Raw genomic sequence first — 16,153 nt, forward strand, 5'->3', positions numbered from 1 at the left:
CCCTCCTTACTTCCCGCCGCGGCGGGTGATGATAAAGCGGTCGCTGACCTTGCGCTTACGGCGGGTCTTGAGACCCTTAGCAAGTTGACCCCAAGGGCTGACGGGCTGGCGGCCTGCACCAGTCCGGCCTTCACCACCGCCGTGTGGGTGATCCACCGGGTTCATGGCGCTGCCTCGTTGGTGGGGCTTGCGGCCAAGCCAACGGCTGCGTCCGGCTTTACCGAGGTTGATGTTCTTGTGCTCGGCATTGCCCACTGCGCCGATGGTGGCGTAGCACTCGGTATGCACGCGGCGGAGTTCACCGCTGGGCAGACGCAAGATGACGTACTCGCTTTCCTTGCCCTGCAACTGAATGCTGGTTCCGGCGCTGCGGGCCATCTGAGCGCCCTTACCGGGCACGAGTTCTACGGCGTGCACCACGGCACCCACAGGCACAAACCGCAGGGGCAGCGCGTTGCCGACCTTGGGTTCTGCTTCGGGGCCGGTACCGACCGTCATGCCGACAACCAGGCCTTCGGGGGCCAGGATGTAGCGCTTTTCGCCGTCGGCGTAGGCCAACAGGGCGATACGGGCGCTGCGGTTGGGATCGTACTCGATGGAGGCGACCTTGGCGTTCACGCCCGACTTGTCACGGCGCTTGAAGTCGATGATGCGGTACAGGCGCTTGTGGCCGCCGCCGATGAAACGGCTGGTGATGCGTCCACGGTTGTTGCGTCCGCCGGTCTTGGGGAGGGCTTCGGTCAGTGCCTTTTCGGGGCGCTTCTTGGTCAGTCCGCTGAAGTCCGCCGTCGTCATCTGACGACGCGACGGGGTATAGGGACGGTATTTCTTGACGGCCATATTCAACGTCTCCTTAGATCTGGCTCTCGAGCGCGTCGATCTTCTGGCCGTCCGCGAGGCGCACGATGGCCTTCTTGCGGTCTGCACGGTGCCCGATAAACTTGCCCACACGCTTGCGCTTGCCGGTCACGTTCATGGTGCTGATGCCCACGACTTTCACGCCAAACACGTTCTGTACGGCGGCCTTGATCTCGGTCTTGGTCGACGAAGGATTCACCCAGAAGGTGTACACGCCGCGCTCCATGCCCGCGTAGGCTTTCTCGCTGACCACAGGCTGCTTCAGAATGTCGTAGTGATTCACTGCGCTCCCTCTTCTTCCATGTCTTCATGGGCAGGCTCGAGCGCGACGGCATCGATGATGAGGCGGTCGTGACGCAGGATGTCGTAGGCGTTGAGGCCTGCAACGGGCATCACGGTGGCCCAGGGCACGTTGCGTGCGCCCTGACGCGCCTGCATGTCGTCGGTGACGAGCAACACGCGCTCGGTTCCGTCGAGGCCGTTCTGGGCAGCCCAAGATACGAAGCTCTTGGTCTTGCCGTCGAGGTTGAAACCGTCGACAGCCATCAACTTGCCCGACTCCTGACGGTCTGCGAGGGCCATCGCGAGGCCCAGCTGACGCACCTTGCGGGGCAGGGTGTAGGCGTAGCTGCGGGGCTTGGGGCCGAAGGCTGTACCGCCGCCCACGAACGTAGGCACGCCACGGTCGCCGTGACGGGCGTTACCGGTGCCCTTCTGGCCGTACATTTTCTTGCCGGTGGCGCTGACTTGGGCACGGGTTTTCGTGCTGGCCGTGCCACGGCGGCGGCTGGCAAGCTGCCAGGTCACCACATCATGCAAGATGTTGACATTGACTTCGGGCAGGTCGAGGTCGATGGTGCGACCTCCGTTCTGACCGATCACGTTGATCTGCGCCACGTTACTTGCCTCCCTTGGCGGCTTGGCGCAGCACCACGAGTCCACCGTTCGCACCGGGCACAGCGCCCTTCACGAGAATGATGTTCTCACTGGCACGCACTTCGACCACTTCGAGGTTTTGCACGGTGATGCGCTCCATCCCCATGTGGCCCGCCATTTTCTTGCCCTTGTACACACGGCCGGGCGTTTTACGCTGGCCGATGGAGCCGGGGCGACGGTGCCACTTCTTGGAACCGTGGCTGGCCGGGCCACCCTTAAAGTTCCAGCGCTTCATGACGCCCTGAAACCCTTTGCCCTTGCTCGTTCCCGTCGCGTCGATCTTCTCGCCTTCAGCGAAAATGTCCACGTTGATGGTGTCGCCGTCGGGGTTGAAGTCGCGGAATTCACGAAGGAAGCGCACGGGGCTGACCCCGGCTTTCTTGAAGTGACCCGATGCGGGGCGGTTGACGCGCTTTTCGCTCTTGGGCGCAAAGCCGATCTGCACGGCCTCGTAGCCGTCACGCTGCGCGGTCTTGCGCTGCACGACGGGGCAGGGGCCAGCCAGCACCACCGTCACGGGAACGGCGCGGTCGCCCTTCCAGATCTGGGTCATGCCGATCTTGGTACCGAGGATGCCCTTGGTCATGCGCGGCCACCCACGGTCTTGATCTCGATGTCGACGCCGGTGGGCAGGTCGAGGGTCATCAGGCTGTCAATCGTCTTCTTGGTGGGGTTCATGATGTCCACCAGACGGTTGTGCGTGCGGATTTCAAAGTGCTCGCGGCTGTCCTTGTTCACGAAGGGCGAGCGCAGCACGCAAAAGCGGCGGATGCGGGTCGGCAGGGGCACAGGCCCGCTGACATCCGCCCCGGTGCGCCGAACCGTGTCCACGATTTTGCTCGCGGACTGATCCAGCGCCTTGTGGTCGAAACCACGCAGTTTGATACGAATCTTCGGGGCGACCATGATTTACTCCAGAACCTTGGCGACGACGCCTGCGCCGACGGTGCGGCCACCTTCGCGGATGGCGAAGCGCAGGCCTTCTTCCATGGCAATCGGCTTGATCAGTTCGACCACGAAGGTCACGTTATCGCCGGGCATGACCATTTCCACGCCTTCAGCCAGTTCCACCACACCGGTCACGTCGGTGGTGCGGAAGTAGAACTGGGGGCGGTAGCCACCGAAGAACGCGCTGTGACGGCCACCTTCATCCTTGGACAGGATGTAGACGCTGGCTTCGAACTTGGTGTGGGGCTTGATGCTGCCGGGCTTGGCCAAGACTTGACCGCGCTCCACGTCATCACGGGCCACGCCACGCAGCAGCACGCCGACGTTGTCGCCGGCCATGCCGGAGTCGAGCAACTTGCGGTGCATTTCGATGCCGGTGACGGTGGTCTTCTTGGTGTCGCGCAGACCGATGATTTCGACGTCGTCCTGCACTTTGACGATTCCGCGCTCCACGCGGCCCGTGGCCACGGTGCCGCGTCCGGTGATGGTGAAGACGTCTTCGACGGGCATCAGGAAGGTCTTGTCGGTGTCACGCTCGGGGGTGGGGATGTAGGTGTCCACCGCATCGAGCAGTTCCCAGATGTAGTCGACCCACTTGTTGGTGCCGCGCTCCATCTTGGGGTTGGCGACCAGTGCGTCCAGCGCCTGCAGGGCGCTGCCCTTGATCACGGGCAAGTCGTCGCCGGGGAACTCGTACTTGGAGAGCAGCTCGCGCACTTCCATTTCCACGAGTTCGAGCAACTCTTCGTCGTCGACCATGTCGACTTTGTTCATGAACACGACGATATGGGGCACGCCGACCTGCTTGGCGAGCAGGATGTGCTCGCGGGTCTGGGGCATCGGGCCGTCCGCGGAGCTGACGACCAAGATCGCGCCGTCCATCTGCGCCGCACCCGTGATCATGTTCTTGACGTAGTCGGCATGGCCGGGGCAGTCGACGTGGCTGTAGTGGCGGGCGGTGGTGTTGTACTCGACGTGGGCGGTGTTGATGGTGATGCCACGCGCCTTTTCTTCCGGGGCTTTGTCGATCTGATCGTAGCGCTGGGTCTCGATGCTCGGATCAGCCGATGCCGCCGTGAAGGTGATCGCCGCCGTCAGCGTGGTTTTGCCGTGGTCGACGTGTCCAATCGTGCCCACGTTCACGTGGGGCTTCGTGCGCTCAAACGTTCCCTTTGCCATGATCTGTACTCCCTCCAAGAGGTGGATTCACACGCAAAACCGGCCCTTTGATCGGGTTTCCCCCGCGCATACCGCAGGGTTCGGGTGGTGTGTGCCCACATTGGGTTGATTCTCGCCAGGGCAGTGTCCCGCCATGCTGGCACGCTGCACCGGAACCGCGCGGATAATCCTACCCGCGAAAGCTCACGGCGCACCGACTAACAATTCTAGCTAAAACTTGCTCAAGGTTCAAGGCCCTGTTCATGCGGCGTTGGAGGTGTTGCCGAATAGACAATAACGCTCGGCTCATCGACACTCGGCGGCTCGAACCAGCTCTGAAAGAGCGCCAAAGCAGGGGCATCGATCAAGAATGTTCCAGCCTCTGCCACTGCGTTTCTGACGGTCAGACGGCGCTGAAGCTCGGGCAAAGGCACATCTAAAAAGATGACTTGGCAGGGGACGCCGATTTGTTTGGCCCGCGAACGGTAGAGGTCACGTTCGGCTTTGCGCCAGAAGCCATCATCCAGGAGCACGTTCAGACCCAAACCTAGCAGGCGGGCGGCCAGTTCCCATTGCAACTCACGGATCGCCGCCAGCCGTGCATCGAAGACTTCACGCGGCATGTGTTGGCCGAACAGCGGCACCATCCAGTCATCGGAAGAGAGTCGGAGCGTGCGTCCCTGAATCTCTAACTTGCGGGCCAACGTGGTTTTGCCGCTTCCGGGCAGGCCACACAGTAGTGTTAGCGTGGGCGTCATCTCCTCACCAGTTTTGGGCTACTTGTTGGCGTAAGCCTGCACGTCTTTGTCGAAGGCTCCGATGAGCATGAAGATACCCAGCACAGTGCCGAAGGGAAACAGCAGCAAACTCAATACCGCGATGACGATGCTGGACACCCGGCCCCAGCTTCGGCCTTCCAGCAGAGCGCGGCGCGTGAAATACAGCAGCAGCACGAGAGCAGACGTAATGAAAAAGGACACCCACAGCACCGTCGTGACCAGTTCGGGTGTCATTGGCGTCATGGGCGCACCTAGCGTTTTCTCGACTTGCAGCACCGTTTCGTTGATGGTGTCACCGGAAAAAGGCAGCGTCAGCAGCGATATGGCGTTGTAGATCAGCGCGATCAGCAGCGGCGTGGTCACGAAAGTCAGCCGGGGAGGGCGGGGCGCAGTGGGCGGGGGCGTAGGCAAACTCATCTCGCCCAGCCTAGCCCATAAGAACTCAAATCACAGGCGGGCCGCCCTGCACTCAACCAAGCACGGCGGCCCACACGCTTCATTCTGCTTGCCTCAGCACCTTTGCCTCAACGACTGGCGAAACGTTGCACATCTGGGTCAAACGCGCCGATCAGGATCAGCACACCGAGAATAGTGCCGATGGGGAAATTCAACAGGCCCAGAATGGCAATGACGATAGCGGCGACTCTGGCCCAGCCTCTCCCCTGCCCCATCGCCCGGTAGGTCAGAAAAGTAAACGCTGCCCAAGCCGCTGCGATGATAAAGCTGACCCATAGGGTCGCCCCTGTAAAAACCCGCAGAAGGCCCAACTGATCTGCCGTAATGCCGCTGGTCGGATCGGTGGCCGCCGTGTTGGCAATGCTATTCACCAGCGGAGCCAAAAAAGGCAAGACTGCCAGGCCCAGCAATTGCAAAATGAACATGATCAACAGAGGCGTGGTGACCCAAGACAGTTTTTGCGGCTTCATAGCTTCAAAGTAACATGCAGATACGAGAGGATCGGTGCAGATCAATAAAAAAGCCCCCGCCAATTAAGGCAGGGGCTTTTCAGCTAGCTAAAGCTTGCTGCTTACTTCTTCATCAACTGTTGGGCGATGTTGTTGGGCACTTGGCTGTAGTGGGCGAAGAACATGGAGTAGCTTGCGCGGCCCTGCGTCATAGAGCGCATGTCGGTGGCGTAGCCGAACATTTCGCTGAGGGGTACGAAAGCGCGGACGATCTGCGCGTTGCCGCGTGCTTCCATGCCCTGAATCTGACCACGGCGGCTGTTCAGGTCACCGATGATGTCGCCCATGTAGTCGTCGGGCACGGTCACTTCGACGCGCATGATGGGCTCGAGGAGAGCGGGTGCGCCCTTCTGAACGGCTTCCTTGAGGGCCATCGATCCGGCGATCTTAAACGCCATTTCGGAGGAGTCCACTTCGTGGTAAGAGCCGTCGTACAGGCTGACTTTCATGTCCACCACGGGGAAGCCCAACATGGGGCCGCTCTGCATGGCTTCTTCGATGCCCTTCTGGGCCGGGTTCACGAACTCGCGGGGCACGGTGCCGCCCACGACGGCGTTTTCGAAGATAAAGCCTGCGCCGGGTTCCAGCGGCTCGGCCTTGATCTTGACGTGACCGAACTGGCCGCGTCCGCCCGACTGACGAACGAATTTGCCTTCCACGTCTACGGCGCGGGTGATGGTTTCGCGGTAGGCCACCTGAGGTGCGCCCACGTTGGCTTCCACCTTGTACTCGCGCTTCAGGCGGTCAACGAGGATTTCGAGGTGAAGCTCGCCCATGCCCGAAATGGTGGTCTGGCCGCTTTCCTGATCGGATTCCACGCGGAAGGTGGGATCTTCTTCGGCCAGCTTCTGAAGGCCGATGCCCATTTTTTCTTGGTCGGCTTTGGTCTTGGGCTCGATGGCCAGCTTGATCACAGGCTCCGGCACGTCGATGCTCTCCAGCAGCACGCGGTCATCGCCGTCGCCGATCAGGGTGTTGCCCGTTCCGGCGTCCTTCAGGCCGATCACTGCGCCGAGTTCGCCTGCACGCAACTCGGTCACTTCTTCACGGCTGTTGGCGTGCATACGGAGCAAACGGCCCACGCGGTCGCGCTTTTCCTTGGTAGCGTTGTACACGTAGCTGCCCGACTGCATGGTGCCCGAGTAGATACGCACGAAGGTCAGGCGGCCCACGTAGGGGTCAGCCATGATCTTAAATGCCAGCGCGGCCAGCTTGCCGTCAGGGTCAGCGGGGAACTCGACGGTTTCTTCGCTGTCTTCGAGCTTGCCTTTAATAGCAGGCACTTCCAGCGGGCTGGGCAGGTAGTCCACCACAGCGTCGAGCAGAAGCTGAACGCCTTTGTTCTTCAGGGCGCTTCCGCACAGCACAGGGAAAATGCGCTTCTCGATGGTGCCCTTGCGGATGGCCTTGACCATTTCTTCGACGGTGGGTTCTTCGCCTTCGAGGAACTTCATCATCACGTCTTCGTCGACTTCAGCGGCAGCTTCGATCAACTGGGCGCGCATTTCGCGAACCTTGTCCATGTACTGCTCGGGAATGTCGGATTCGGTGATGTCGGTGCCGAGGTCGTTGGTGTAGGTGTGGGCACGCTGGCGAACAAGGTCGATGATGCCCTTGAACTCGCTTTCCTGACCCATGGGGTACTGGATAGGAGCGGGGATTGCGCCCAGACGCTCTTTGATGTCGCTCAGCACGAGTTCGAAGCTTGCGCCGGTCTTGTCCATCTTGTTGGAAAACGCGATGCGGGGCACGCCGTAGCGGTCAGCCTGACGCCACACGGTCTCGCTCTGAGGCTCGACGCCCTGAGAGGAGTCGAACACGGCCACTGCGCCGTCGAGCACGCGCATGGAACGCTCGACTTCAATGGTGAAGTCCACGTGTCCGGGCGTGTCGATGATGTTGACGGTGTACTCTTCGCCCGTGGCGCTGTGCTTCCACTTGGCGGTGGTGGCGGCGGCGGTAATGGTAATGCCGCGCTCGCGCTCCTGTTCCATCCAGTCCATCGTCGCTGCGCCGTCGTGCACTTCGCCGATGTTGTGCGTGCGTCCCGTGTAGTACAGGATGCGCTCGGTGGTGGTGGTTTTGCCTGCATCGATGTGCGCGGCAATCCCGATATTGCGGAAGTGGTGAAGGTAGGTCTGGGATTTGGTGGTCATAAGACTCCCTGATTCTGGGGGGCAACGTGTCACGTCACCGCAGTATTACTACAATTCCGGAGTGATCCAAGTCTAAGCCGCGAGGCCGGTGAAGTGGATCAGGGCTGACTGCTGGTACAGATCGGCAAAAAAAGATGGAGCAGCGAGGCTGATGCGCCGCTGTCCATCTTCGTCCCCGTTTGGGCCGCCTCGCAGCGGCGCAAGGGTGGGGTATTACCAGCGGTAGTGCGCGTAGGCGCGGTTGGCTTCTGCCATCCGCTCGATGTCGTCTTTCTTCTTGATGGCTCCGCCGCGGCCCTGTGCGGCGTCCATGATTTCACCGGCGAGGCGCTCGATGGCGGTGCGCTCGGGGCGTCCGTCTACGGCGCTGATCATCCAGCGGAGAGTGAGGCTCTGCTGACGGCGCACGCTGACTTCGACGGGCACTTGGTAGGTGCTGCCACCTACGCGGCGGCTGCGAACTTCGACGCGGGGCTTGATGTTGTCGAAGGCCTGCTTGAAGACCTTGAGAGGCTCCTGACCGGTGCGCTCCTGCACGAGGCGGCAGGCCCCGTAAAAGATGCGGCTGGCAAGGTTCTTCTTGCCGTCTTCCATGATGCGGTTGATGATGGCGCTGACCAACACGTCCTGATAAACAAGATCGGGCTGGATCGGGCGCACTTCTGCTTGGCGGCGACGTGCCATGTTGACTCCTTAAAAACGCCTGTGATCAGGCAAACTGAGAGTGGAACTGAACTTGCTGCATTGGCCTCACCTCTGGCAGAACGCCGGACTAGAGGAACGGCACCTGTACAAAAAGAACCCGGTGGGCGGAGCTGCAAAGTCACCCCTGCGCTTCTACACCCGGTGGGAGTTACTTCTTCTTGCCGCCGGTAGCCGGTGCGCCCTTGCCAGCCGCGCCCGCTTTGGGCTTCTTGGTGCCGTACTTGGAGCGGCTCTTGTTGCGGTCTTTCACGCCTTGGGTGTCGAGGCTGCCGCGCACGATGTGATAGCGCACACCGGGCAAGTCCTTCACACGTCCGCCGCGAATCAGAACCACGCTGTGTTCCTGAAGGTTGTGGCCTTCGCCGGGGATGTACGCAGTCACTTCAAACTGGCTGCTCAGGCGCACACGGGCAATCTTACGAAGCGCCGAGTTGGGCTTTTTGGGCGTCGTGGTCTTAACGACCGTGCAAACGCCACGGCGGAAGGGGCTGCCTTTGAGGGCAGGAACTTTGCTCTTCTTCTGAAGCGCGGTGCGCCCCTTACGAAGCAGTTGCTGGGTGGTAGGCAGGGTAAATCACTCCTCTGTAGGGCCAGATAAAACTTCTGAGAATGCGTGCGTGGAGTCCCGCCCACTCCTGGGGGCAGGTTCGGGTTGGCAGTAAAGCCTGAGGTGATCTGCGCGTATTTAGACGGGCCGCTGGCTCGGAGAAGCCGTCAGCATCGGCCTCCTTGCAGGGCCAAACATTCTTAAACCGCGCGTGCCGAGAAACCCCCCGGTGCAACCCTGTACCGAGGCAGTTTTCAACCGAAGTAGCATAGCGCGGGAAGGGGTGGTGGCGCAAGGCGTGGGCATGGCCCGTTTTTGCAGCGCTGTGGCTTAGCCTATTGTCGGTCTACTCAGCAGAAAACGGCCTCTATTGGTTCTATGCACTGTAGAAGGACTTTATAGGCTTATACAGTGTGCTTCAAAGCCCGACTGAAGAAAGCACTGAGATAGCGCTGCATCTCTACCTGGTGGGTCATATTGATTTCGTGACCGCCCTCGATCATATGCAGTTCAGTTGGTCTTTCGGCCTCAAGCAGGCGCTCATGCATCAAGCGTGACTGAACAACCGGAACCACCGCGTCCTGCTTACCGTGCACGAACGCGAAAGGGGGCGTATATGGCGAGACGTGGGTAAATGGACTAGCCAAAGCTGCCGTTTCGGGTACATCTTTAATACGTTCTCCGAACAATGGAAACGGCCCTTCCCCGTGTATCCACGACAGTTCATTGAATAACATTGGGCCGCAAACGCTTGCTACCGCCTGCACAGATGAATCCTGATCGGCCCATCCCCCGTCCTCGCCTTCCAGTTCCCTGATACCCGATGAAGTGCCCACTAATCCAGCCAAGTGCCCGCCTGCACTGATCCCCCAAACACCAATACGGCTGGGGTCGATCATGAGTTCAGTTGCGTGCGCCCTCAGCCAGCGAACAGACGTTTTGACATCGTGGATTTGGGCGGGAAAAAGAGCTTCACCTGCCAGACGGTAATCAATACTGACCGTCACGTAGCCTTGACCAGCTAGAAATTGATTGTCCACCGCATACTTACCAACAAGAGTTTCCACGCAGGGATTTATGGCGACAGCAACGAAGGCCCTTGAGGAGGGGATTGAAATTCCCCGGTCTCGTGGGCCTTCATGCGAAGTGTCTATGCCTCGCTCCTCCAGCCTACCGCTCAGCATCGTCACCGCGTTGTTGAATCGTGCCACCAGTGTGAGTGGTATCGCCCCCTACAGCACCGTCCGGAAAAGCACGCTGTGCCAGTCCCTGGCACAGCAATCGTTCACGACGACCCAAGATCTCCAGCGTCGAGCCAAGAGCGCGCCGTGTGGCGCGCTCTTGGCTATTGACTTTGTGATGGTGCCGCACGCGGGGCTGGAGATGGAGGGTCTGAACTTTCACTACAGCGGTCAGGCGCGGACTCAATTGGGGCACCAGTTCACCTCAGCGGCCTTGGTGAAGTTCGGGACCGATCCGACGCCACTGTTGGAGCGGTTCACAGTCTCTCGCCTGTTGGAGACCGCTGCGTATCCGTACCGCACCGCGACCCAAGAGATGATTCACACCGTCACGCAGTGCCGGGAGGCCGGGGTGTCCATCGCTGGGCTGCTGCTGGATGGAGAGTTCGGACGAAATGAGGTCGTGACCTTCAGTCACGACACGCAGATCCCCGTGCTGGTGCGAGCCAAGCGGAATATGAGTGTTGAAGTTGAGGGTGAGAGACTCACCCTCAACGCTCTAGCACAGCGCTTTCCGCCCGAACGGTGCCATCTCTATGCCGAGTTCGCTTGGCGTGTCCGTCGGCTCTCCGTGTCGCGTGACGTCGGGGCCTTCGATGTGCTCATCATTTGGCGCAAGGTTCACGGCCAATGGAGCTGCTTTTTTCTGTTCAGCACGTTTGATGCTGCCTTCACCGTCCGGGCGCTGCTGCGGGCCTGGAAGGCCCGCTGGGGCATCGAGACGGGCCAACTCGATTACGGTGATACATCTCGAACCTCCGGTTCTTCCAGCATTGAAGTGGCTTTACTGACCCATTGCCGATGTTGCCGAGCGCCGATGGGTTCAGCTCTCAAGACTTGGAGTCGCCTGACCTCCGCATCATCCGCCCAGATTCGCCAGGTTCCCCCTTGTTTCAGTTGTTCTCCCTTCACGATGTCTCGGTGCAGCCAGCCGTACAACGTTACGACCGGCATGTTCAGCCTCTGTGCCAATCCATCCAGCGTCCACCAGTCCCCCGCCCGCGGGGGACGCCTTGAAGGGACGGCACGTCCATCTGTGCCCTTTGAAAACTGAAGGCCCAGACGTTGAGCCAGACTCCGAACTTGGGCCGCATTCCAAGTGGTTCGACGTTTGGGTGGACGCAGCCCGGCTGCATTGAGTTCGTCAGCCATCTCCAGTGCCGTTTTTTCCTGTGTCACCCCCGCCTCGACCCGTGCACACAGCTCCGCATATGTACTGACCTGATCGAGCCGGGCGACGGGCCGAATCAGTTGACCCCCTGTCACATTTCCCCCCTGCCATTCGATGCGCACGTCCATTCGCTCATCATTGACTGCGCCCCAGAGCGTGATCTGTTTGACGACCAGGCGCAAGATCTCCTTGCGATCCTGCATCGTTGTGGTCGATGCAGACCAGAGTGCGGGCAAGGCCGTTGACAGGGTCTGTACCTGAAGGATCTCGGCTGGGGTCAACTGCCGTGGACGCAGATGAACGTGTCGCTCGTACTCCTCTTTCAAGGTTCGCTCAGCCTCTAATGCCTGCTCCCAAGCGCGTTCCAGGGAACGCGCGACGAGACGGTGTTCGGGCTCCACTCCCCGATACTGACGGGCAGCACGCTCTGCCTCATAGTGCGCCCGTTCCAAGCGGGCGTGCCAGTGCTGATCCAAAGCTTCACGATCCCGATTCAGCGCGGCCTGTGCTTCGAGGGAGAGGGCCACACTGACCGGCGTCAAGGCCTCAAGCAACTGAGCCGTCACCCAGTGGTCGACCACCGCACCTGTACAGCTGAAACAGGGTGAACCTGCGTAATCCGATACCTGTCGGATGCAGTTGTAACGCAATGCTGATCCACCGAGTGCGGTGTGATAGGAGACCACCATCCGGTGCCCACAGTGTCCGCACCTCAGCACACCACTGAGGAGCCCAGTGCCCCGTTTCGGGGCACCCGACAACGATGCGATATTGCGGTTGGCGGCCATACGAGCGACATTCTGTTGGTACTGCTCCCAACTGATGTACGCGGGCACATGCTCTTTCAGCAACACATGCCACTGGCTCGGCGGCAGTGTCACCCGTCCGGTCGAGCTTCGTCCAGCCAGCTTTTTCTTGGGGTCGACCTGCCGTCGGCCATACGCATACACTCCCGCGTACATCGGATTGTGCAGCAGATTCTGCAGGGTCATCCGGTTGGGTCGGCGCCACGTCAAGAGGCCCCCACCAGCGCGCGTCCGCTCGCGGACGCCCAGCTGAATCCGTTCCTCCACCAGGTAGTGGAGTACGGCATGCAGGGTGCCCAATTCCTCAAATTTACGGAAGATCAACCGGATCACCTGTTGTACTTGCTCATCTGGATCCAGCTGAATCTGGCCGTACACATCCCGGAGATAGCCGCTCGGCGTCGGTGTGCCCAACGCACCCCGGCGGGCCTTGTTGAGTTTGCCCTGATGCATGCGGTTCTTGAGAATATGCAGCTCTGCTTCACTCATCGTGCCTTTGAGACCGAGGAGCAGTCGATCGTTGTAGTCGGCCGGATTGTAGATCCCGTCTGTGTCTCCAATCAAAGTTTGGAATAAGGCACAGACCTCCAGCAGGTGGTGCCAGTCGCGGTTCGAGCGGGCCAGTCGGCTCATCTCAATGCCGAGAATCAACCCAACGTGACCGAGGCTCACCTCGGTCACCAGGCGGGTGAAGCCCGGACGGCCCGCGGCGCTCGTTCCAGATTTTCCCTGGTCATCATCGATGACCAGCACGCGTTCTGGAGCCCAGCCCAGAGTGGCGGCGTGATGGACGAGCGCGTACTGGAGACGGGTCGATTCCTGATGCTGCTGAAGTTGGGCCAGCGTGGATTGGCGCACGTAAACGATGGCCAGCCGGTCGAGGTGGTTCACCTCGATCTTGTGATGACGTCGCACTTCAATGGACGCGGTCATGAGGCTCCTGCGTCTTTTCCGATGTGGTGGTCTGTAATTGCCGTTCCAGCAACCGAATCAACACCTGGAGCAGGCGTTGCTGACGTGCTGGAGAAAGGCTCAGCCAGAGGGTCGACGGGGGGGGAGATTCGATCCGGGCATAGGTGACCGTCCTCTACAAGAGCCGCAGCTCCGCTGCGGTGGATAAAGCGAGCGAGCCGAACGAGGCTGTCCAACCCAATGATAGGCCGAGTGGCTTCCAGCTTTACAGCGGTACTGGTGTTGGGACGTGGAAGTGATTCACCGCTTGATGAAGCAAAATCTCGGTCTAGCACGCTGCCGCTGTCGAACCATTCAGGCTCAAGATAACTGGGCCTGGTGTGTGGTGGAGGCTCTTCATGCGGTGCTACTCGTCCGTCAGGAGCAGCCGCAATTAACGTGGCGAGCGGCTCAGCACCGAGCGGCACAACACACAGAATTGTACGTCCTGACCGAGGTGCAGCCTGTACCACAACACCTCCACGCCGCCTGACACGCGATTGGGAGAGTGGTGGAAACTCTTGTTACCAAACATCACCCAAGCTCCACCATGCAAGTGAACAATGGCTGGAACGGGGTGGGGAGAACGCTGTTTGGCCCGCAGAAGATCAAGTCTCAGGTCATGGCGACTAAAAATAAGATCAGATTGCAACTCCAGCTCATCATTCACCCCGTCGCTTCCCCCGCTCCCCCCTCTTCATCCACCCAAATCCGTGCCGCGCCAAACCGCACATCCAGCTTTAAGCCCGCTAGATAGGACTGTAAATAGTCCGGCAATTCGGCCACGGTGAAGGGCGTGCGGGGTGCGGCCACCATGCGGTACAGGCCCACCTCACCGGGAATGTGGTCATACACGTAGGCTCCCCGGCGTTGGGGCGGCGTCAGGTGTTCGTCGAAGCCGCCCGCTGGCGCGTTGGGTTCCTCGGTTTCGGGGCGAACGTCGATCCAGACGTGCAGGGCTTCCAGCAGTTCCTCGGAGGCAAGGGCGGCGGCGGGCACGGTGGGATCGCCCGCCGCGAGGAACTGGGCGACGTGGCCCGCCTCGTCAGCGGCGAACCAGTCGAATTCCACGTCCGTAATTTCCTCGCGGGTGATGATGGTGTGCGTACTGAGATCAGGATTCACGTTGATTCTGTCTGTCTTGGTCATACCGCTCCCAAGGCCGCCGACACCACCTCGCGGGCTTCTTCCATCACAACTTGTAGGTGTTCCGCGCCCCGGAAGGATTCGGCATAGATTTTGTACACGTCCTCGGTACCGCTGGGACGGGCCGCAAACCACGCCTGATCGGTGGTGACCTTCAGGCCGCCGATGCCTGCGCCGTTGCCGGGAGCGCGGGTCAGCTTGCCCGTAATCGGGTCGCCGCCCAGCGTGGTGGCTGTGACCTGTTCGGGCGAGAGGTTGCCCAGAACCTTCTTTTGTGCGGCGTTGGCGGGTGCATCTTGGCGGTCATAGGCGGTTGCGCCGTAGCGTTCGGTGAGGGCGGCAAACCGCTGCCCCGGCGTCTGCCCGGTTTTGGCGGTCATCTCGGCAGCCAAGAGGCCGGGAATCAGGCCGTCTTTGTCGGTACTCCATGCGCCGCCGTTCATGCGGAGGAAGCTCGCGCCCGCCGATTCTTCGCCGCCAAAGCCGAGAGAGCCGTCCAGCAAACCTTCTACGAAGTATTTGAAGCCCACTGGAACCTCCACCAACCGCCGCCCGATGCCCGCCGCCACGCGGTCTATCAGCGCGCTGGACACCAACGTTTTGCCGATGCCCGCATCTGCTCGCCAGCCGGGGCGATTCTGGAACAGGTATTCGATCATGACGGCAAGGTAATGGTTGGGATTGAGCAACCCCGAAGCCGTGACGATGCCGTGACGGTCTGCGTCGGGATCGTTGCCGATAGACACGTCGAAATCGTCTTTCAGGCGCAGCAAACTCGCCATCGCGTAGGGGCTGGAGCAGTCCATTCTGATCTTGCCGTCCCGGTCAACGCTCATGAAGGCAAAACGCGGGTCGACAACGGTATTCACGATCTTGAGATTGAGGTTGTACTGGGCCTGAATCGCTTCCCACACAGGCAAACTGCTGCCGCCCAGCGGATCGACGCCGATATGCACGCCGCTGTGCCGGATGGCGTCCAAGTCCACCACTTCGGGCAACTGATCCACGTAAGGCGTGATGAAATCAAATGGTTCGAGGGCTTCCATCGCTTCGGCCAACGTCACACGCTTCACGTCGCGCAACTCGTTTTCGAGGATGGCGTTGGCGCGGGCCTGCACCACCCCCGTCACATCGGTATCAGCGGGGCCGCCGGAAGGGGGGTTGTATTTGAAGCCGCCGTCTTGGGGAGGATTGTGGCTGGGCGTGATCACGATGCCGTCGGCTAGGCCGCCCACTCCGGCGCGGTTGTGGGCCAAAATCGCGTGGCTGATCAGGGGTGTGGGGGTGAAGAATCCGGGCTGCACGCACACGCGCACGCCATTGGCCACCAGCACTTGCAGCGCCGTACTCCAAGCGGGTTCGCTGAGGGCGTGGGTATCGAGGCCCATAAACAGCGGCCCGGTGATGCCCGCAGCGGCGCGGTGTTCGGCCACCGCCTGCGTGACGGCCAGAATGTGCGCCTCGTTGAACGACCCGTTGACGCTGGTTCCCCGGTGCCCGCTGGTGCCGAACGCCACGCGCTGGAGGGGATCGGCCACATTCGGGCGGGTTTCGTAGTAGTGCGCCACCAAGCGCGGAATATTGGTCAGCAGGGATTGTGGGGCCACTTTGCCAGCCAGCTCACTGAGGGTCATGCGTCAGTTTAGGACAGGAAGCTCTGTGAGGCTTTAGACACAGTTCAAGAATTCACTCGGCACGGTGAGCCACCCCGCAAAATGTCCCGCCTCTCCCCTGTTACCCTAAGCCTATGCGGGAATTCTTGAACGACTGGTGGAGACTGCTGAAG

16 protein-coding genes are annotated in these 16,153 nt (G+C 60.7%); all 16 read right to left on the reverse strand.

The annotated features are described in order from the left end of the window. Positions 1 to 6 precede the first annotated feature (6 nt). Entirely contained in the window at positions 7 to 840 is an 834-nt protein-coding gene (gene rplB, locus SU48_RS11400) for a 50S ribosomal protein L2 (protein ID WP_064015349.1), read from the reverse strand. 13 nt (positions 841 to 853) lie between these two features. Next, positions 854 to 1,141, reverse strand: coding sequence for a 50S ribosomal protein L23 (locus tag SU48_RS11405; RefSeq protein WP_064015350.1), 288 nt, complete (start codon positions 1,139 to 1,141; stop codon positions 854 to 856). Then, positions 1,138 to 1,755: a 50S ribosomal protein L4 gene (gene rplD, locus SU48_RS11410; protein ID WP_064015351.1), complete on the reverse strand. Its 618-nt coding sequence runs from the start codon at positions 1,753 to 1,755 to the stop codon at positions 1,138 to 1,140. Before rplD ends, SU48_RS11405 begins: the two co-directional genes overlap by 4 nt. 1 nt (position 1,756) lies before the next feature. Further along, positions 1,757 to 2,380 (reverse strand): 50S ribosomal protein L3, encoded by a 624-nt coding sequence (gene rplC / locus SU48_RS11415; RefSeq protein ID WP_064015352.1) that lies wholly within the window; start codon positions 2,378 to 2,380, stop codon positions 1,757 to 1,759. Next, a complete protein-coding gene (rpsJ, locus tag SU48_RS11420; protein ID WP_014685998.1) occupies positions 2,377 to 2,700 on the reverse strand; it encodes a 30S ribosomal protein S10 in 324 nt (107 codons plus the stop codon). Before rpsJ ends, rplC begins: the two co-directional genes overlap by 4 nt. A gap of 3 nt (positions 2,701 to 2,703) precedes the next feature. Continuing rightward, a complete protein-coding gene (tuf, locus tag SU48_RS11425) occupies positions 2,704 to 3,921 on the reverse strand; it encodes an elongation factor Tu (protein ID WP_064015142.1) in 1,218 nt (405 codons plus the stop codon). A gap of 221 nt (positions 3,922 to 4,142) precedes the next feature. Continuing rightward, the gene (locus SU48_RS11430; protein ID WP_064015353.1) at positions 4,143 to 4,658 is read right to left on the reverse strand and encodes an AAA family ATPase; all 516 of its coding nucleotides are present in this window, start codon (positions 4,656 to 4,658) and stop codon (positions 4,143 to 4,145) included. 18 nt (positions 4,659 to 4,676) lie between these two features. After that, the gene (locus SU48_RS11435; RefSeq protein ID WP_064015354.1) at positions 4,677 to 5,096 is read right to left on the reverse strand and encodes a hypothetical protein; all 420 of its coding nucleotides are present in this window, start codon (positions 5,094 to 5,096) and stop codon (positions 4,677 to 4,679) included. Positions 5,097 to 5,203: 107 nt separating this feature from the next. After that, positions 5,204 to 5,605 (reverse strand): hypothetical protein, encoded by a 402-nt coding sequence (locus tag SU48_RS11440; protein ID WP_064015355.1) that lies wholly within the window; start codon positions 5,603 to 5,605, stop codon positions 5,204 to 5,206. A 101-nt stretch (positions 5,606 to 5,706) separates the two neighbouring features. Beyond that, complete coding sequence (fusA, locus tag SU48_RS11445) at positions 5,707 to 7,800, reverse strand: elongation factor G (RefSeq protein WP_064015356.1); 2,094 nt, start codon at positions 7,798 to 7,800, stop codon at positions 5,707 to 5,709. A gap of 213 nt (positions 7,801 to 8,013) precedes the next feature. Beyond that, positions 8,014 to 8,484, reverse strand: coding sequence for a 30S ribosomal protein S7 (rpsG, locus tag SU48_RS11450; protein WP_019011246.1), 471 nt, complete (start codon positions 8,482 to 8,484; stop codon positions 8,014 to 8,016). A gap of 169 nt (positions 8,485 to 8,653) precedes the next feature. Beyond that, on the reverse strand, positions 8,654 to 9,073 hold the full coding sequence (gene rpsL / locus SU48_RS11455) for a 30S ribosomal protein S12 (RefSeq protein ID WP_026299016.1): 420 nt from the start codon (positions 9,071 to 9,073) through the stop codon (positions 8,654 to 8,656). Between the two features lie 383 nt (positions 9,074 to 9,456). Next, positions 9,457 to 10,119 (reverse strand): alpha/beta hydrolase, encoded by a 663-nt coding sequence (locus SU48_RS11460; RefSeq protein ID WP_197474643.1) that lies wholly within the window; start codon positions 10,117 to 10,119, stop codon positions 9,457 to 9,459. A gap of 909 nt (positions 10,120 to 11,028) precedes the next feature. Continuing rightward, a complete protein-coding gene (locus SU48_RS11465) occupies positions 11,029 to 13,203 on the reverse strand; it encodes a recombinase family protein (protein WP_064015358.1) in 2,175 nt (724 codons plus the stop codon). 684 nt (positions 13,204 to 13,887) lie between these two features. Further along, on the reverse strand, positions 13,888 to 14,370 hold the full coding sequence (locus tag SU48_RS11470; RefSeq protein WP_064015359.1) for a hypothetical protein: 483 nt from the start codon (positions 14,368 to 14,370) through the stop codon (positions 13,888 to 13,890). Next, entirely contained in the window at positions 14,367 to 16,001 is a 1,635-nt protein-coding gene (gene pgm, locus SU48_RS11475; RefSeq protein WP_064015360.1) for a phosphoglucomutase (alpha-D-glucose-1,6-bisphosphate-dependent), read from the reverse strand. The genes SU48_RS11470 and pgm overlap by 4 nt, the downstream gene beginning before the upstream one ends. Positions 16,002 to 16,153 lie beyond the last annotated feature (152 nt).

The organism is Deinococcus puniceus (genome assembly GCF_001644565.1).
In the GTDB taxonomy this organism is placed as follows: Bacteria; Deinococcota; Deinococci; order Deinococcales; family Deinococcaceae; genus Deinococcus; species Deinococcus puniceus.